The organism is Roseiconus lacunae (assembly GCF_008312935.1).
Lineage (GTDB): Bacteria > Planctomycetota > Planctomycetia > Pirellulales > Pirellulaceae > Stieleria > Stieleria lacunae.
In genome coordinates, this window is record NZ_VSZO01000006.1 from 1 (window position 1) to 18,710 (window position 18,710).

Here is an 18,710-nt window from a genome sequence, read left to right on the forward strand (position 1 = left end):
AGCCAAAGCTCTCCCCTTCGCACTTGTGTAGATACCAATGCCCAGTGGGAGAGTGAAATGACTTAAGCCGAATCTTTCGTGTTCAACTGCTTAGTCATATCGAACGTTGTACCTAGTGCTTCGTCGACCATTGAGATTAGGATTAGCCGCATGGCGTTCGCCACGGTTTCTGCGCAATAGCCGCGGCTAATCCGAGAAATGAGATGGAACCAGGCTCTATCTTGCCGTTGCCTCAATTTACCCCGATGCACCGAAGCAATTTGAAATACCTAAGCCGACTGCATTAATCTCATCGCCGCAAAGCTGGCTGCGGCTGTGTCCGCCCCAACGACGTCAATCGCCTACGTTTTTTGTTCGATCAGGCTTTGTTCGACCACTAATTCAAGCGTTTCAACACTCAAATGACTTCTTACCAAGACAGACACCAATGTTATTGAACCAAGTAAGACTCCAATCATCTTCGGCGAACCGTCTGATGAATCTGTTTCCGACCGCAGTTGCAATGATCATATTGCCACTCGTGACCATCTCGCCTTCGATTTCCCACGCCGAAGAAGGTACGTCGCTGCGAGTGCTCAGCTACAACATCAAGCGAGGGTTGGGAAACGACGGCAAGACAGATCTCGCAAGAACCGCGTCGGTCATCAATCGACTTTCACCAGATTTTGTTGGACTGCAAGAAGTCGACGAGAAGACCCAACGCAGCGGTGAAGTGGACCAAGCCGCCGAACTTGGTCGACAACTCGGCATGCACCATTCGTTCGCGCCATTCATGGACTACGACGGCGGACGGTATGGCTTGGCCATTCTCTCACGCCATCCCATTAGGCAGTCCAAGATCATTGAGTTGCCCAAAGGAAACGAACCACGTGTGGCGCTTGCGGTCGATGTCGAGCTTCCCGACGGGCAATTGATCACTCTCGTCAATCTTCATTTTGACTGGGTGAGAAATGATGGCTTTCGATTCGCCCAAGCAAAGCGACTGAAACAAGCTCTGACCGAGTTAACAACTCCATACATCCTGCTTGGCGATTTCAACGATCAGCCCAACTCCCGGACGCTCGAGTTGCTCGGGCGTGGCATGACGGAAGCCGATAAGCCGCAGGATGATTCGTTTACCTATTCGGCGTCGAAGCCTTCGATTGAAATCGATTTTATTTTCGTCGCTCCGCCGACGCGCTGGTCAATCGAACACGTCGATGTCGTCGACGAACCGATTGCCTCAGACCACCGTCCCGTATCTGCGAAAATTCAACTAAGGCCTCACACTTCGTCGAGTGCTGACGATAGGTAACCATTCAACTTCGCTGCCAAGTGGCCAACCGGACCAACAGGGTGCGACATTTTGATTGACACCGTGACAGAAGAAGCTTAGACTCCTTCATAATGTGCATGTTGCCCCCTCAAATTGCCGTTAAGAACAGCTTGTTGCCACTTGTGGCTCGGTTGCTCATCGCGCTACCGCTCGTCATGGCGGTTAGCTCGTCGGCGTTTGGTAGCTGCGGCGATTGGCTCGCACATAATTCTTCCAGTCCTTCGATGGACACTGAGACGGTAGCCGACCAATCGGCGCCCGAGCCTTCTTTTCCGCGGCCGTGCAGTGGTCCAAACTGCAAGAATGCCCCATTTCAACCGCTGTCGCCGCTGCAAACGACAGAGACCACGATCACTCCGAAGCTCTTCGGTTCGATTGGGTTCGTCAACCGAACTGCGTCTCCGCTTACTCGCAACCTGGTTCGCCCCGAAAATCGGATCGGACCTTTCTCCGGACATGGTGGACGCATCGAACGCCCACCACAATTGGCCGTCTAGCACGAGAGATCGCGCGTCGCTGATGGGTTCCTGCAGAAATTGCTAGGCGCCCACTGACTGATAAGTGTCTGCACATTGCTTCGGTATCCATCGATAGGAGTACCGATCACATGTGTGTCTTTATTGTCTGTCAGTGATCACGGGATTTCGTAGCTCTCATCACGAGATGCCCAACGCTAGGCGTACATCGCTATTGTCGATTGACTTAATCGCAGATCAGTACGGAATCGAAGTTCCGTGAGGCGAGTCAACCGACTGACGTGCTTTCCCTGCGTTTGAGAGCCAACGTTGCTGTGCAATTTCACCCGGTACAGCAAACGCGGCCTCTGTGATATTGGCATCGTTTGATAGCCGTGCTTTCTCTGCAAAGTCGTCTTAGGCGTGGTGCGCACTGGTCACATCGTGCGCGCCATCAACAGCGAGCTTCATACCGGCTTAGGTTCGACCACGTGCCCCCTGCATGTGACATTGCGACCACCGGTGCGCCCGCTTGCTTCAAACCTCGATTGTCATCTCACCTTTCGTTTCCGTGGAGTGTTGCAATGTCCAGTGCTACATGTTCGATCCCCCAAGCATCTGACCAAATGAGTTGGATGGAAAAGATCAACGGACCGTATCACCGTGAAGCCCTATGGGTATACACCGCGATTGTTCTTGCCCATTGGATGGAGCATCTCGTTCAAGCGATCCAGATCTACGTCTTGCATTGGCCGATCCCCGAGTCGCGCGGCGTTTTGGGGTTGTGGTATCCGTGGATGGTGAAATCCGAAGCGCTCCACTACGGCTACGCGCTAATCATGCTGATCGCGTTTTGGCTACTGCGAAAAGGATTCACCGGTAGCTCATACACTTGGTGGATGATCGCTTTTTGGATCCAGTTCTGGCACCACATCGAGCATGCGTTACTTCAAGGGCAGGCAATCTTTCAGCAGAACCTTTTCGAATCACCAGTCCCGGTCAGCATTCTTCAGCTGGTCATCCCTCGTGTCGAATTGCACCTGTTCTACAACACGGTGGTATTTGTCCCGATGGTGATCGCGATGTTCTATCACATGTTCCCACTTCCCGGTGAAGAAGCGCACGTGGGATGCTCCTGCGCTTGGCAACCGCGTGCCGCCAGACGAACGAAAGCAACAGTTGCAAAAGCCTAATGTACATGCCCAACACGTGACTCTAAGACAAGACAAACGATGAACCTGATTCGAACCCTAATCTCTGTTTTCCTGTTCGCGTTGCTGCTTTCGACCATCGCGGGGTGGTTGTGGGCTGGTGGGCAACCACCAACGCAAGCGATCGGATCGCGTATCGCCCTCGTCCTCTGTGCCTTCGCCGCGATCAGCGGTTTTGCCCTGTTATGGAGCGCGCGGCCCTATCCAACCGACATCAACGTCGACCATTCATCACAAGATCAACAGTGAAATCGATGCACACACAAGGTTTACGCCACACCACTCACCGCTCAGCACGGCAGATCGATCGCCAACATTGCCGAATCACGCTTCTTCGACATTTCGTTGGCGTGATGATGCTGATCGTGATCGCCACAACGGGTTGCGAATCACAGCAGTCGACAGAACCGACGGGATCTGCCGAAGTTCAGCTCGGTTCAACACCGCCGTCGGTTGGCCCATGCGACCTCACGGTAACGTTGCTCGATGCTTCCGGATCCCCACTCAAAGGTGCGGACTTAACCGTCGAAGGGAACATGAATCATGCCGGCATGAAACCATCATTCGCGGAAATGTCCGAGACCGATGAACCAGGCGTTTACTCAGGGACCATTGACTTCACGATGGGGGGCGATTGGTTCTTGTTAATCAACGCGACTGGTCCTGACGGCGTCTCGATCGAATCGAAGATCGATGTCCTTGGCGTGGAGACGAACTAGCGGTGACGTTGCTGGGCAAACGAACAGAACCGGTCCCGAATCGTAGACCGTCAATTGCGGCATCGCAGGGCTCCAAAACCAGCGACCGTCGCAGTGGCGATGTCCTGTCGTTACCGCTGATCGGTCGGTTCATTCGTTGGCGTCACTCCCGACTAGTCTTTCAGCTTCCCGTGTTCTTTGTCAGCCTCGTAATGATCGCGCATGCTTTTTGGGGTCCGCAATTGGCACCCAAAAATTTGGCAGCATTGCTCACGTGGGTTCATTTTCGGGGGCTAGTCGTCTTGGTCATTCTGCTAGCCGGAAACCTGTTCTGCTTGTCCTGCCCGTTCGTCTTGGTACGTGACGTTGCGAGAAAAATTCACGCCCCGCGGTTACGATGGCCGCAATGGCTAAGCAACAAATGGCCTGCGGCAGCGTTGTTCGTGACGGTTCTGTTTACTTACGAGCTGTTCGATCTTTTTTCCGAGCCCTGGTGGACGGGAATGTTGATCGTCGGCTATTTCACGTTGGCGTTGTTGATAGACACTCTTTTTAAAAGGGCCTCATTTTGTAAGTTTGTTTGTCCGATTGGACAATTCAATTTTTTGAGCGCGACATTATCCCCATTGGAAGTTGCCGTCGCTTCGCCGAGCGTCTGTGACGGTTGTAAATCGAAAGATTGTATTCGCGGGCGTAGGGAGGCGATCGAACGGGACTGTTCTGGCCTTCCCGTGATTCGCCGCGGCTGTGAACTCAATCTCTTTCAGCCTCGAAAGGTCGGCAACCTTGATTGCACTTTTTGTTTGGATTGTGTCTACGCATGTCCGGAAGATAACGTCGGTATCTTTTCTCGACTTCCCGGTGAAGAGTTAGCGATGACCGGATCCCGATCGGGCATTGGGATGCCGGAACAGCGAAATGACTTTGCCGGATTGACGGTTATCTTCACGTTCGGGGCAATCTTAAATGCCTTTGCGATGATCAGCCCTGTGTACGCACTGGAAAACGCAATCGCAAAGTCGACCGGACTTACAGTGGAATGGCCGATCTTGGCGGCGATCTTTGCATGCCTACTTGTCATCGAACCAGCATTGTTACTGTTCGGGGCAGCCGCGATCAGTCGGCGACTATCACAATCCACCGATTCTCTCTGGGGAATCGTCAAACAATACGCGCCGTCACTGCTTCCGATCGGCTTCGGCATTTGGTTGGCCCACTACGGATTTCATTTCTTCACCGGACTACTGACGGTAATCCCGGTCTCGCAAAACGCCGCAAAGCAGGCTTTTGGTAGTCCTTGGCTGGGCACCCCGCAATGGCAACTCGGTGGGTTACCAGAGTCGATCGTTTACCCAATCGAATTGGGCTTCCTATCGCTTGGTCTTCTCGGCTCGTGGATGGTCACCTGGACAATTACACAAAGAACGAACATCAAGTTAGAGCGGACTGGCACTACCCGCGAAATAATGAGTTCACCTGTGTATCCCAAGTCGACCATGGCAACCTTGATACCGTGGGCTGTTCTGCATTTCCTCCTGTTCGCTTCAGCGGTTTGGATCATGAACCAACCGATGGATATGCGTGGGACCTTCCTCGGAGGTTAGATAGATGATAAAGCAAGTCGCAATTCAGCTCTTCGTAATTGGTACGTTCTCCCTTGGGAGTATGACGTACGTTAATCGAGCGGCGGCGCACGAAGGGCCACCGTTTCCGATCATCGTTGACGAACCGATCGGACAATGGAGAGTCTCCGTTTGGACCGACCCAGATATCGGCGACGCGCGTTTTTTTGTCATCGTAGAGAACTCACACGGTGAACTTCCACGCACGGTTCCTGCCGTCGAACTTTGGACCCAACCGGTAAGCAAAAGACTCGATCGGGTCAGCTACCACGCCAAGAAACAAGCACTGCGAAATCGCGTCCAGTTTTTTGCAAAGCCGACGTTTGACATGCGGGATTTTTGGACGGTCGGCATTCGCCTGATTGATTCAAAGGGTGTTGCCAAACAGCTTACGGCGGAAGTCGAATCGACCCCGCCTGGGCAGGGAATTTGGGATCTCGCAATCTACCTTTTCCCCTTCTTATTGATTGGTGGAGTCTGGATTTTCGCGATGGTTCGAAGAATGAAGCAATACCGTGAGTACGCAGCCAATAGACAAGATCAGTCGGGCATTCATCAGTCAGACGCTCATCCGCGTCTTGAAGAGAAAAAATGCAGAGTGATGGTCGACGATCAAATTCGGATCGTTGGAGGGACACAATGATAACGAAAACACCATCGCGTAAAGATGCCGTCTTCATCGTAGTTGTGATTGCAGCGGTCGCGTCAATACTGGGTATCACCGTGTATTGGTTCGCGCCACGATCCGCCGAAAATACCGGTGGTATCCCGGCGGACGAAGCTACGGTCGTTGGCTTTTCAGTTGCCCTCGCCGCACTCGACGTAGAAGAAAACGAACGAGCCGTCAAAATCCTATCCCAGCTTGTCACAGATCAACCGGACGAGCCCGCGCTGTGGGCGAACCTTGCTGTCGCACAACTTCGTTTGAATGACACCGTGGCCGCAGCCGATTCTCTCAACAACGCGTTAAGAATTTCACCCGAATCAGGAGAGCTACTTCGATTGAAAGCCGAGGTGCTCGAGGCATCGGGTGACATTGCGTTAGCGATCGCTGCACTTCGCGAACTTCATCAAAGATGGCCAGACAATATTCGCGTCGCCTTTCACCTCAGCACATTGCTCGGCCAAGTCAACGATCAAGATGCTGATAACGAACGGTTGCAATTGTTGTCCGAGATTTTGAAAACGCATCCGAACAATCTGCGCGTCCGGTGTGAGTACGCACGACTTGCAGCGACAAACGGAGATGTCGAATCGTTGAACCAAGCGATCAAGACGTTTCAGCAGATGAGCGATTCGTGGCCACCCGAAATGGCCGAGCAGTTGCAGCAGGCCATCAATGCGATTGAGGAAGATGATCTGCGTCAAACCGCCGTTCGGTTAACCTTCCTTGAAAACCTTAGCAAGCCAAGTCGGGACTATCAGCGTAGCTTGAATGAACTTGGAATTCTCTCGATCGCCGCAGTCGGGACACCTTTACGATCGTTTTTAGCCCTCCAATGGCCGGACGCCCAATCGGCACCATCCGATCTGTCGATGGGCTTTGAATTCTCTGAACCGCTTGGAAAAGCAGCGCGGCCTGATTTCGTCCTTGCTGTGGAGCAACCGGGTGAGCGATGCTCAACCCTTTTGTCGCTTACCCGTGACACCCTCCACATCGGCGAGTCGGCCGCGCTGCCGTTTCCAGGAATCGTAGATGAATCTTCCAACAACAGCGTTTGCTGGGCCGATCTGAACAATGATTTTCGGCATGATCTGATTTTAGCAGGTAGCCAAGGCTGTCGTGTATTCCTCGACACTGGCACGGGCGACTATGAATCGAAAGAACTGGCCCCCGATTCGAAAAACTACCCATGGAAGTCCGCATGGGTCAGCGACGTTGATGCGGATGGCGATCTCGACGTCCTACTGAGCGATCATGAGTCACAACTTCGCTGTTTGCAGAACGACGGTAACGCGACGTTCAGTGTCGTGAAACGAATCATCGATCTGTCTGGTGTCGTCGAACTATATGAATTTGACTTTGATCAAGACGGCGATCTCGATCTCGTCACGTTAGACCGAAACGGAATTTTGGCAATAGTGATGAACCTTCGTGAGGGCAAGTTTGAGATCCAAAAAACGATCACCGATGAAACTTTTGCGGCGATTTCCATCGGGGATCACAACACCGATGGAATATTCGAGATCATAGCGGCAACCCGATTGGGATCCGTTGTCGCCTACCAGTTCATCGGAAGCTCATGGAAAGCACGATCGTTGATCGAAAACATGCATGGTGAGGATAAGCTTGAAGTTGATTCAATCTTCTTCTTAGCGAACGCGGATCTAGACAACAACGGCGCGGTCGATGTGGTCTGCTCTGTTTCAGGGAAAACTCACATCTGGCTACAAAGCCATTCCGACTCGTATCAGCGTTTAGACCAAGTACTCGAGATGCAAGTCAGCTCGGTCGCCGACCATAACTGCGACGGCCTATTGGACCTGATCGGCAGGAACTCGCAATCTGCGGTCGTGGCGATCAACCAAAGTCGTGCGGGGTATGGTTGGCATACCATTGAACCGCGTGCGAACATGGCTGCCGGTGACAAGCGATTTAACACGTTCGGGATTGGCGGTAACATTGAAATCCGCGCCGGACACCTTGTTCAGTCGAGAATGATTCGCTCGCCTCGAGTGCATTTCGGCTTAGGCGGCCACTCGCAAATCGATGTAGCTCGTTTGATTTGGCCCAACGGAACCAGTCAAGCCGAATTCAATTTGAAGCAAGGCTCAATCACCACGGCCGAACAACGACTAAAAGGTTCCTGTCCTTGGGTATTCACCTACGACGGAAAAGATTTCCGCTTCATAAAAGACTTCCTTTGGCGTTCTCCTTTGGGTCTGAAGATCAACGGACAAGAAACAGCCGGAATCACACAAACGGAAGATCGGATCAAGATCCCACGTGAGTATCTAAAGTCGACCGACGGGCATTATGACATCCGAATCACGGCCGAACTTTGGGAAACTCATTTTTTCGATCACGTCGCACTCCTGAAAGTTGAGCATCCCCAAGAGACGGAAATTTTTGTTGATGAGTGCTTCGCACCGAAGCGTCCCCCACACCAAGAGATTTTCGTCGGATCGGCTTCACAACCCCTCGTTTCACCGATCAATCAAGATGGTCTGCCGATGGGCACGGTCTTATCAAAGATCGACGGACGGTACGCAAGCGACTTTGATTTGGGGCCCTGCCAAGGGGTGGCCCAAGATCACTGGATCGAATTCCAGTTCCCCGCATCAATCAGCTCGGAAAAGCAAATTCTGCTAGTCGGCCATGGATGGATCTATCCTACCGACAGCTCATTGAACGTCGCGATCGCGCAGCAAAACAGTGTTAAACCGATGGGACTTGTGCTTGAGCGAAAAACCGAAAAGGGACAATGGGAAATGGTCTGTGACGAAATCGGGTTTCCCGCTGGTAAAAACAAAGATGTCGTGATTGAGATGGATGGTCAACAACTGACAAGCTCTGTTCGCTATCGGTTACGAACGAATATGGAAATCTATTGGGACTCATTGCGATGGTCGTTCAGACTACCGGATGAAAAGATAACGATTTCTCGGTTGGAGCTAGAAGACGCCAAGTTGCTTTACCGTGGGTTTTCGAAACTTGAACCCATGGATCGCCGACGTCCCGATACACCGATTTATCAAGTCGACCAACGTGAACAACGATGGCTGGATCTTCAAGGGTATCACACGCGGCACGGCGATGTTCGTCCGTTGCTCGACCAAATCGATGATCGCTATGTAATCATGAATGCTGGCGATGAGCTGCGTTTCCAATTTGCCGATCCCACTGGGCACGCTTCGCATGACGACGCACAAACGGTGCATGACTTCATCCTGATCGGGGACGGTTGGGTGAAAGACGGAGATTTCAATACCGCCTTCTCCAAGACCGTTCGTCCTTTGCCCTCGCATCATGCTCCAGGCGACCCGGCTGAGCTATCTCGGCTTGACCAAGACCCTGTGTTCCAACGTCATGCATCGGACTGGCAGACGTTTCACACACGCTATGTTTCCCCGGCGTCTTTTCACAACAAACTTCGTCGTCTTGGCGATCTCGACGCGAATATCCCGCAGGAGTGACTTTCATGATCCGTGCTATCACTGCGTTCGTATTTGCCTCACTTTTGTTTGGCCCGGCCGCCTACCTGCGTTGGTTCGCTGGCGAAAACAATATCGATCACTCCTCGATAAAGTCAGACCAGCGTCAGTTCGAGCGATACGGTTTTTACCTTCAAGAAACCGCCGAGCACGCCGGGATTCGCTTCATTCATCAGCCACCAAACATCGACGCAAAACTTGATCACATTGCGCCGCAAATCGCGGCAATGGGGGCAAGTGTTGCGGTCGTCGATTTTGACCGAGATGGTTGGCAGGATTTCTATTTGACCAACAGTGGTGCCGATTCAAAGAACCATCTTTATCACAACCAGCGTGACGGCACGTTTATAGAGGTCGCCCAGAAAGTCGGTTTGGCTGATTTGAATCACGCGGTCGATGGAGCTTGCATGGGCTCCGTTTGGGCCGATGTCGACAACGACGGATTCGATGATGTTTTGATTTACAAGTGGGGACGACCGGAGTTGCTCCGCAACGTTGCGGGCAAGTCTTTCGAAGTGATCGAGAATCCCGGCGACTTACCTCAATGGGCGAATCTCGGAAGTGCGACTTGGTTCGATTACGACCGCGATGGCTTGGTTGATTTGTTCCTTGCGGGATATTGGCCGGATGACGTTCGCTTGGGCGATCTCGATCATACGAAAATCATGCCCGAGAGTTTTGAGTACGCCGATAACGGTGGCCGAAAATGGATGCTGCGTAACACCGGCAACTTTCAGTTCGAGGATGTCACCGAATCGCTCGGAATCACTTCAACGAGATGGACCCTTGCGGTTGCGGCAGCGGATTTTGATCAAGACGGATACGCCGACTTGTTTCTTGCCAACGACTATGGTGTCTCCGAACTCTACATGAATGATCGAGGAAAACGTTTCCGAGAGGTTGGGAAAGAATCCGGAGTAGGATACTCACCCAAAAGCGGAATGAATGCGGCCGTCGGCGACGTGCTTAACCAAGGTCGGCTCTCAATCTATGAATCGAATATCTCAGAAGAAGGCGTGCTACTGCAAGGAAATAACCTCTGGTACCCCAGTGACGATGGAAGCCTGCGTTTCGAAAACCTTGCCTCGGTGATGGGTATTGAACAAGGTGGCTGGAGTTTTGGCGCGCAGTTCGGTGACCTTAATAACGACGGCTTCACCGATCTTTACGTCACCAACGGTTATGTTTCCGGTGAGAAGGGAACGAGCTATTGGTATGACTTTTCTCAGATCACCGGGGGACACGAGCAGATTATTTCGGACGCATCTAATTGGCCAGCGATGCAGCAACGAAGCCTTGCCGGATACCAAGCTAAACGTGTTTGGATCAACGACGGTGCCGGCCGGTTTCGGGATGTCGCACAGTGGGTCGGTGCGAACGATCGGTACGACGGACGTGCTGTCGCGATTGCAGATTTTCAAAACCGCGGCATGCTAGATTTGATCGTCGCAAACCAACGCGGGCCTGCGTTACTCTACCGGAATCACGTCAATCCTTCTCAGCATTGGATCGCCTTCGAACTGGAAGGCCAGGGGAGTAATCGCAGCGCCATTGGGGCGCAAATTCACGTGTTTTGGAATGGTCAACAACAGCTGCAAGAACGTTTGTCGGCTAGTGGATACTCGGCGCAAAACCAATCCCGATTGCATTTTGGTCTGGGAGAATCTTCATCGGTCGATCGAGTCGAGATTCGTTGGCCGAACGGTAAAACCCAACAAATCGTCAATCCAGCGATTGATCAGACCCATTCGATAAGAGAACCTCAATGAGTGGATTTCAAACCTCAACCACCAGTCGACCTGGCGATGAAGACGCATCCACTCCCAATGTTGCTTCCACTGCCGAGTTGCCAAGAATTGACGGGAATTCCGCCCCCCGCAAAGAAGCGGTAGAGGTGGCTTCGCCAAAAGAGTTTCGCTGGCGTGACTGGCTGACATTGGAAAATCGTTTTCTGGCGCCCGCTTTAATCACCAGCATTCTGCTTGCGGGTCAACTGAGCTTTGGTTTCCTGGAAAGTTGGTCAAGGACATTCACCGCGATCGGGGTTTGTATCGCCACCGAGTTGATCCTTGGAAGATTGATCGTAGGGCGATACCCTCATTTGGCGAGTGCTTACATTTCTGGAATCAGTGTGGGAATTCTGATCCGATCTCCTTTCGTCTGGCCGTATGCGATGTGCGCCGGACTTTCCATCATGTCGAAGTACGTGTTGCGAATGCACAACCGGCATTTGTGGAATCCATCCAATTTCGGCGTTAGCGCGATGCTATTTCTCTATCCCGCTGCCGTAGCGAGCTTGAGTATTCAGTGGGGAAACAGCCTGCTGCCGATGGCCGTCGTTTGGTGTCTCGGTTCACTAATCATCAGCCGTTTGAAACGATTTCATATCTGTGCGACTTATGTGTTGTCCTTCGTCGCCCTTGCCGCGGTACGAAGTTGGTTGACAGAAAGTCCATTCTTGGCCAATGTTGCCCCATTGACAGGGCCGATGTACCAACTGTTTGTTTTCTTCATGATTACAGATCCCAAAACAACCGTTCGTTCGAAACGCGGGCAGTGCTTGGTTGCTTTCTTGGTTGCACTTGTCGAAATGGGTTTGCGATTGGGGGAAGTGATTCACGCCCCGTACTATGCATTGTTCTTGGTTGGACCAATCGCGCTCGCTATTGACATGCATTTCACCGATCGTACCGAATCAGCACCGCCGACAAACATGCCGTCGAAAGACTTTGACGGTCATGCGGAGCCTGCGCCCAGTGTGAGCTAAACAACGGTGCTATTTCGAAAGAATTCCCTGTTCCCCGGGCCCAGCATTGACGACCAAGAACCGCAAGGGTTGAGCAAAACGTTGTCCCATCACTGTTTTGCTTTGAAGGTCTATCAATGCACATTCAACGTGCCGGAAGACAGACGCTGGTCTTCCTGGCGGCGCTGGCCGCCGATCACTCCGCTCTTTGTGTCGCGAGTGAGCCCCCGCCTAAAATTGTTGACGCTGCGTCGGTCCACAACCATGCGACGTCAACCTTTTTAGACACGCCGATCGTCTGTTCGCACGACGTTGGTTGCGACGGAGGTCCCCGTGAACTACTTGGGGAGTGCTCGCAACCCGGGTGCTCCTACCGGTGTTGTCTGGACTGGGAGAACCATCCGGAAACAATTCATAAGATGCCACGCCCTGGGATCTTTCCGATTCCGGCGAACGGTCCAGGATACTACTCAGCCATTGATTGTCTGATCGGTGACTGTCGTCAAACAGCGCCAAAGTCTGGGTACGCCCCGTTCGCGATCAACGCATGGCCATTTTTTGACGCCGATTGGAGATACGTCGAATCTGTCCCTGCACAAGAACGCACAGTCGTTGAACGCTTGAAGCGGTTGCGATTTCCTGACTGCTTCTTATTAAGTACCGGCGGTGAATTTTGGACTCGCTATGCACATGAGCATAACAGTCGCTTGACGGATACGACGAACGAATTCACGATCGGACATATCCGGCAATACTTAGACTTTGCGTACGGAGACTCGCTCCGCGTTTACGGAGAGTATGTGTGGGCAGACAGTTGGGGCGAAGACTTACCATCGGTACCACCGGATGTTGATCGTGGCGACATTCTCGATCTCTTTGTTGACGTCAACCTTGGTGAATTGGCGGGAAAACCCGTCTACGTTCGAGGAGGTCGACAGGAGTTGCTTTTCGGATCGCAACGACTGGTGACGCCGCTCCCCTGGGCAAATAAGCGACATTCCTTTGATGGATTTCGTGTTTTTCGACAAGGTACCAAAGTTGATTTTGATGCCTTCTGGACGAAATATGTCCCTCCCCGAGCAACTGAATTTGATAGTGCCGATGACAACCAAACGTTCGCGGGGCTATGGGGCACACATCGACCGAAGAAGGGTGAATTCCGCGACCTGTATTATCTATTCTTTGATAACAAAAATGAGAGCACAAGTTTAGGAATCAATCGGTCTCCCTTCCAAACTCATACCGTTGGATCCCGTTGGGCTGGGAGCAACGAAGGTCTGCTCTGGGACTTCGAAGGCGCATTCCAGTTCGGGCAGCAGAATCAAGGTGATTTGACTGCCGCGATGGCAACTTTGGGACTTGGCAAAAACTTTGGAAACTGCGTCGCCTCACCGACATTCTGGATCTACTACGACTACGCGAGTGGAGATGATGATCCCACTTCGTCCACTTCACATACATTTCAGCAGCAGTTTCCGTTCGGACACTACTACTTAGGATGGATGGATTTGGTCGGGCGTCAGAATATCCACGATCTCAATGCCCATCTCTATCTGTATCCTTCCAATTGGATCACCACTTGGGTGCAATACCATCGATTCTATCTCGCCGAGGAACGCGATGCATTGTACAACGCCGGTGGAGTCCCCTATCGACGTGATGTAACGGGATCATCAGGAAACGATGTTGGAGACGAAATTGATCTGGTGATCAACTTTCACCTGACGAAGTATTCAGATCTACTCGTCAGCTACAACAAACTCTTTGGCGGACGGTTTCTAGAGTCGACAGCCGGCGCCAACCAATCTGCCGACGCAGAGTCACTGTATTTGATCTTCCAACAGCGATGGTAACCCAGTGTGTTCCTGCCGCGTCTGCGGTCCGCAGAGACTGATCAAAAGCTGTCTGTGTGGGAGAGACGCAAAGGCCAACCGAACCGAGATCGCTTGCAGGCAGTGTGCGCGACTTACCACGGCATCGCTTCACTTGGCTGCCTCACTGCCGTTTTCCAACGGAAGAATGTCACGCGCCACGGGGGAACCCCCGTGGCCAGGTTCACAATTCAGGAGACACAACGCAGCGGCGCTGTAGTTCACGAATCTTCCCCATGGTCGCCTTAGCATTGGTCCGACAGTTGCTATTTGCGTCACCCTCTAGGTCTGACGCAGGCTGGGTGAAACAATCAAACCCCACCGTACCTCCGGCACCTTTTAGCCAATGCGCAAGTTCAGACAGTGCCCCCATGTCACCTTCATCCCAAGCGCGATCCATCTCGGCCAATTTTGATTCTAACCGCGACAAGAATGTGTCGACGAGATCCCAAACTTCGGGGTCTTCCGTTGGAAGATGCGACCTGATCGGAGCGAACGACGGACACTCATTATCGCTAAGTTCGTTGATGAGCTGATCGACCACCGAATCAAATCCGATGCTCGCCCTTTGGCAAAGCTGTGTCATCAACGCATACAACTCATCCGCGTTGATCGGTTTCGCGAGATATCCGCTACACCCAGCTCGTTCACACTTCTCACGGTCACCTTTCATCGCATGTGCGGTCAAAGCGATAATCGGCCGATCGTAACCGCGTTCACGAAGTCGCGTCGATGCAGAGTAGCCGTCGAGAACTGGCATTTGCATGTCCATCAAAACAACGTCGAACGAGTTTCTTGCAACCATATCTAGTGCAACCTGACCGTTTTCGGCAAGTCGGACTTTAGCCCCGTGGCGTTCAAGCAATAGACGGATCAGTTTTCGGTTGGTGTCCCCGTCGTCCACGACGAGGACGGAGATTCCATCGAAATCACAGCCACTTAGCTGTCCCGACTTAATGTCAGCTCCCGGTGGCTCATCCGATAAATCATAACGATCAGCCTGGGACAAATCGCCAGTCGCGATTCGTGCGACGAAGGTACTTCCTCGACCGACTTCACTGCGCACACTCAGGTTCCCACCGAGCGATTCGGCGATCTTTTGACTGATCGAGAGCCCAAGCCCCGTCCCACCATACTTCCTGGTCACGGTATCATCGGCTTGCGTGAACGGTTGGAAAACCGCATCGAGCTTCTCCTGGGGAATACCGATTCCCGTGTCTCGAATTTCGAAGATCAACTCCGGTTGTGACGCCGCCTTGTCAAGACTCGCGACAATCAAGACCGAACCTTGGTCAGTGAATTTGATCGCATTGCCCACGAGATTGAGGAGCAACTGCTTTAGTCGGTAGGGATCTGAAACGATAAATTCAGGAACAGCCGATTCCCATCGATAGTCGAGGCTGATTCCCTTCTCCATCGCGCCGACTCGAAGCACCGAAACTGTGTCCGATAAAACCTGATGTGGAGAACACGAAATCGATTCAACAGAAAGACACTCGGCTTCGATTTTGGAAAGGTCGAGCACATCGTTGATCAACGTCAAGAGGTGCTCGCCACTGCGACGAATAATTTGCAGGTGCTCATCCATCTCATTCGCCGAGATCTTTCCGCGGTCTCGGATCAGAACTTCGGTAAAGCCAAGTATACCGTTTAATGGCGTTCGTATTTCATGGCTGATATTTGCCAAGAATTGGCTCTTCGCTCGATTAGCCGCCTGTGCTGCCTCGGTCGCCTCTTCCAATTCTTTCTCGCGGCGGATACGTTCAGAAATATCTGATTGTGTCGCAATGAAATGAATCAGGTGTCCCTGATTGTCAAAAACAGGATCGATCTCAAGATTGATCCAGTAGGGGTGGCCGTCTTTGTGATAGTTCTGGATTTCGACACTCACGGCCTGTTCGTCTTGAAGCCGTTGAGAAATAAGTGTCTTCGTCGCTTGATCAGTATCGGCCCCGTGCAGAAAATTGCTTGGTCTATATCCGATCGCTTCTTCTGCGGTGTACCCAGTCAAATTGGTGAATCCGTCGTTGACCCATTGGATCCTTCGATCGGGTCCGGCGATGATAACCGAGTGACGAGTCTTGCTGGCGACCAACGACAACTTCGCGATCTGATCTTGGGCAAAACGCTCTTGAGTGATGTCTTGAGCCGCCGCGATTAGATAGTCCGGAGCTCCCTCTTCATCACGTACGAGCGAGAGCGTCAGCCGCACCCAGACCTCGTGCCCCTGTCGATGCAAATACCGCTTGTCAATCTCAAGATTAGAGATCTCACCCGAGGATAGCTTGGTAATCGCGGCCGAATGCAGTGGCACATCGTCCGGATGCGTGATGTCTTGAAATCGTTTCTTGAAGAGCTCTTCGCGACCATATCCGGTGATCTCACAGTACCGATCGTTGATACGAATGTAGGCCCCATCGAGGCGTTTTACAGCCATCCCCATTGCCGCTTGATTGAAACCCTCGCGGAATAGTCTGTCACTGGCTTCGGCCGAACGAAGTGCATTGTTTAGCAGAACCGATTGACGTGCCAGCGAGCGCATTTCTCTGATACTTTGTTGGATGATCACCAACAAAAAGACAACTTCAAAGACAACCCATGCGGCATGTTCGAGCCAACGCCATTGTGAAGCCGTCGCGACGCCGAACACTGATTCGGGCCACCAAACGCCACGGACAAAATGATCAATCGCGACGATCAACGTTGAAGGAAACATGACCCAGGGATCGCGGTACGCCGCCAAAAATGCCAGCGATCCAAAGACATGGAAATGAGTCTCGATGCGGCCGCCGGTGAGATGGATTAGCAAAGAGGAATACAGCGTTTGACTACATGCAATCACGATCCGAGTTGCGCGGCGACCGGGGTAGAGCACGGTCATCGCAACAGGAAATAAAGTCAAGATTCCTCCACCAATCAACGCCATCATGACGTGAGGGTGAATTTCACTCTGAGCTCCGACCCAGGTTCTCGGAGAAACGATCAATGCGACCGCGATTCCGAAGAACCATTGCAACACCATCAGGATGGCAAACATGCGATCGGTGCGCTGGTGGATCACGCGAAATTGTGCGCGCAGTTTCTCCTGGACTGCCGCTTTGATCCCCAAGTCTCGGTGATTCGAAATATCGGTGTTGTGGTTTAGCATGGTAAACAGACTGGACTTGCCCAAAACGGTTTGATCCTGGTCGACGCTCAGGAAGATGAATCCAAACAAAGACGACATCCAAAAACAGGTGTCGATTCCATCGAACCGTGATCGTCATGGTGCAGAAGTGCGTGCAATCGATCGGCACCGAGACTCGATCCCTCATGGCCACGCGAGATCGTAACTCCCCCTGAGAATTGCAAGTGACCGTCGATTCGATAGAGCATGACCGTTCCACTCGTGATCGCTCCAAAAGAACTTGAAATATGACCGTCGTAATCCCAGACGACTTCAGCGTTGGGAAGGTTTGCAGCGCGGCGTACCGTTTGACTGTCTAGCCAACGCTGGTCTGCGTCCGTCGGTAGTGAAGCGACAACGAAACATTTTGGAAGTTGCGATGCGTCCAACGCTCGACCGGTCAACGTCTTTTCCAATTCAACGATGGTTGCTCGAGTACAAGGGCACCTGGGATGAAGGAACAAAATCAAGGTGGCGCGATCATCTGATTTGACGACTTCACTCGCGGCTGGCCATCGGCTCGGTACAGCGTTCACCGATTTAGCATTGACTGAGAACTCGTGTTGAGTCGACCATGTCCACACTCCGACGACAGCACAGCCCCATAGCGAGATCGCTAGACTCCAATCTTTCGGTGACAATTCGGGGTGGTTCATAGGATTCGGTCAGAAGTGGGGGCGTGGGTGGGCCGTTGAGCTTCAGAGAAGACCGAGAAACCTAGGTCGCCTTCCATCGACGACAAACGGACATTCGAAACGAGGGAGAATTCTCGCCACAATGCAGACAGATGCGATGACGGTTTACCCGACGATCGTCGGCAAGACGCCACTGTGACGGAGTTACTGAAGCGAACGCCGAAATTCCCTTTCGATGATCGAGTTGGACGATCGGCAGAGACACAAGGCAAACAAGTTGGAACCTCGTCACCGGGCGCCGCGAAAGTGATACACCTAAGGTCGAAATCGTTTTCGTTTTAGCTGCAATGTGCTTCTGACTGAAGCGACAATCGCACTCATTCCAAGCGTCGACGAAAACTTGCAAGCAGACAATCAACCGTTGGTGATCAACGCCCCCAGAGACACGCTGAATCTCAGCGAAATAGTCAGTCGCCATGATCAAACAATCCGGAGACGGCGCATCCGGAGACGGCGCATCCGGGGGCAATGGAGTCTCTGGGTGGTCGGTTAAATATCCCGCGCTGACCAGGGAAGAAGGCCCTATGACCTGGACACTGAGTCCACATCAGCACACAGCGAGAACAACCGCGCGTACCTCTTACAAAGCAAACACGTACGGCGATTCTCCATCACCCCCAAAAATAACAACGGCGAGGGTACATTGTTGTTCATGCCCCACGAACTATACCCCCGCCGTTGATGCGGGACTCTAACGAAAGAACGAACTCAAGAAAAGCGATTCAGCACCACAATTTTCCGCGACTTTCGGATATCCACATTCATTCTCAAAGGTT

Annotated in this window: 13 protein-coding genes; 11 read left to right on the forward strand and 2 right to left on the reverse strand. The window is 52.3% G+C overall.

Translation table 11 applies throughout. The annotated features are described in order from the left end of the window. Positions 1-475 precede the first annotated feature (475 nt). From FYC48_RS09905 to FYC48_RS09955, 11 genes are all read left to right on the forward strand, one after another. Positions 476-1,294: an endonuclease/exonuclease/phosphatase family protein gene (locus tag FYC48_RS09905; RefSeq protein ID WP_235034180.1), complete on the forward strand. Its 819-nt coding sequence runs from the start codon at positions 476-478 to the stop codon at positions 1,292-1,294. A 98-nt stretch (positions 1,295-1,392) separates the two neighbouring features. Then, complete coding sequence (locus FYC48_RS09910; protein WP_149496554.1) at positions 1,393-1,812, forward strand: hypothetical protein; 420 nt, start codon at positions 1,393-1,395, stop codon at positions 1,810-1,812. A 542-nt stretch (positions 1,813-2,354) separates the two neighbouring features. Further along, the gene (locus tag FYC48_RS09915) at positions 2,355-2,963 is read left to right on the forward strand and encodes a hypothetical protein (protein WP_149496555.1); all 609 of its coding nucleotides are present in this window, start codon (positions 2,355-2,357) and stop codon (positions 2,961-2,963) included. Between the two features lie 39 nt (positions 2,964-3,002). Next, entirely contained in the window at positions 3,003-3,230 is a 228-nt protein-coding gene (locus tag FYC48_RS09920; protein ID WP_149496556.1) for a hypothetical protein, read from the forward strand. 5 nt (positions 3,231-3,235) lie between these two features. After that, positions 3,236-3,700 carry a FixH family protein gene (locus tag FYC48_RS09925; RefSeq protein ID WP_160149434.1) on the forward strand — a complete coding sequence of 155 codons (465 nt, stop codon included), beginning with the start codon at positions 3,236-3,238 and terminating at the stop codon, positions 3,698-3,700. 854 nt (positions 3,701-4,554) lie between these two features. After that, positions 4,555-5,283, forward strand: coding sequence for a hypothetical protein (locus FYC48_RS09930; RefSeq protein ID WP_160149435.1), 729 nt, complete (start codon positions 4,555-4,557; stop codon positions 5,281-5,283). Positions 5,284-5,287: 4 nt separating this feature from the next. After that, entirely contained in the window at positions 5,288-5,944 is a 657-nt protein-coding gene (locus FYC48_RS09935) for a hypothetical protein (protein ID WP_149496559.1), read from the forward strand. Continuing rightward, positions 5,941-9,438, forward strand: a complete 3,498-nt coding sequence (locus FYC48_RS09940; protein WP_160149436.1) for a CRTAC1 family protein — start codon at positions 5,941-5,943, stop codon at positions 9,436-9,438. Before FYC48_RS09935 ends, FYC48_RS09940 begins: the two co-directional genes overlap by 4 nt. Positions 9,439-9,443: 5 nt before the next feature. Then, positions 9,444-11,225: a CRTAC1 family protein gene (locus tag FYC48_RS09945; protein ID WP_149496561.1), complete on the forward strand. Its 1,782-nt coding sequence runs from the start codon at positions 9,444-9,446 to the stop codon at positions 11,223-11,225. Further along, positions 11,222-12,223 (forward strand): RnfABCDGE type electron transport complex subunit D, encoded by a 1,002-nt coding sequence (locus FYC48_RS09950; protein WP_149496562.1) that lies wholly within the window; start codon positions 11,222-11,224, stop codon positions 12,221-12,223. The genes FYC48_RS09945 and FYC48_RS09950 overlap by 4 nt, the downstream gene beginning before the upstream one ends. A gap of 116 nt (positions 12,224-12,339) precedes the next feature. Beyond that, entirely contained in the window at positions 12,340-14,055 is a 1,716-nt protein-coding gene (locus tag FYC48_RS09955; protein WP_149496563.1) for an alginate export family protein, read from the forward strand. 202 nt (positions 14,056-14,257) lie between these two features. On the opposite strand, the gene FYC48_RS09960 is transcribed toward FYC48_RS09955, so the two are convergent. Further along, positions 14,258-17,299, reverse strand: coding sequence for a PAS domain S-box protein (locus FYC48_RS09960; RefSeq protein WP_149496564.1), 3,042 nt, complete (start codon positions 17,297-17,299; stop codon positions 14,258-14,260). After that, entirely contained in the window at positions 17,269-17,895 is a 627-nt protein-coding gene (locus FYC48_RS27715; protein WP_160149437.1) for a RedB protein, read from the reverse strand. Before FYC48_RS27715 ends, FYC48_RS09960 begins: the two co-directional genes overlap by 31 nt. Positions 17,896-18,710: the final 815 nt, after the last annotated feature.

Bases quoted from the DNA above. Each gene is read 5' to 3' on its own strand.
- FYC48_RS09905 (WP_235034180.1), top strand. From the start codon at position 476: ATGAATCTGTTTCCGACCGCAGTTGCAATGATCATATTGCCACTCGTG.
- FYC48_RS09910 (WP_149496554.1), top strand. From the start codon at position 1,393: ATGTTGCCCCCTCAAATTGCCGTTAAGAACAGCTTGTTGCCACTTGTG.
- FYC48_RS09915 (WP_149496555.1), top strand. From the start codon at position 2,355: ATGTCCAGTGCTACATGTTCGATCCCCCAAGCATCTGACCAAATGAGT.
- FYC48_RS09920 (WP_149496556.1), top strand. From the start codon at position 3,003: ATGAACCTGATTCGAACCCTAATCTCTGTTTTCCTGTTCGCGTTGCTG.
- FYC48_RS09925 (WP_160149434.1), top strand. From the start codon at position 3,236: ATGCACACACAAGGTTTACGCCACACCACTCACCGCTCAGCACGGCAG.
- FYC48_RS09930 (WP_160149435.1), top strand. From the start codon at position 4,555: ATGACCGGATCCCGATCGGGCATTGGGATGCCGGAACAGCGAAATGAC.
- FYC48_RS09935 (WP_149496559.1), top strand. From the start codon at position 5,288: ATGATAAAGCAAGTCGCAATTCAGCTCTTCGTAATTGGTACGTTCTCC.
- FYC48_RS09940 (WP_160149436.1), top strand. From the start codon at position 5,941: ATGATAACGAAAACACCATCGCGTAAAGATGCCGTCTTCATCGTAGTT.
- FYC48_RS09945 (WP_149496561.1), top strand. From the start codon at position 9,444: ATGATCCGTGCTATCACTGCGTTCGTATTTGCCTCACTTTTGTTTGGC.
- FYC48_RS09950 (WP_149496562.1), top strand. From the start codon at position 11,222: ATGAGTGGATTTCAAACCTCAACCACCAGTCGACCTGGCGATGAAGAC.
- FYC48_RS09955 (WP_149496563.1), top strand. From the start codon at position 12,340: ATGCACATTCAACGTGCCGGAAGACAGACGCTGGTCTTCCTGGCGGCG.
- FYC48_RS09960 (WP_149496564.1), bottom strand. From the start codon at position 17,299: ATGTCGTCTTTGTTTGGATTCATCTTCCTGAGCGTCGACCAGGATCAA.
- FYC48_RS27715 (WP_160149437.1), bottom strand. From the start codon at position 17,895: ATGAACCACCCCGAATTGTCACCGAAAGATTGGAGTCTAGCGATCTCG.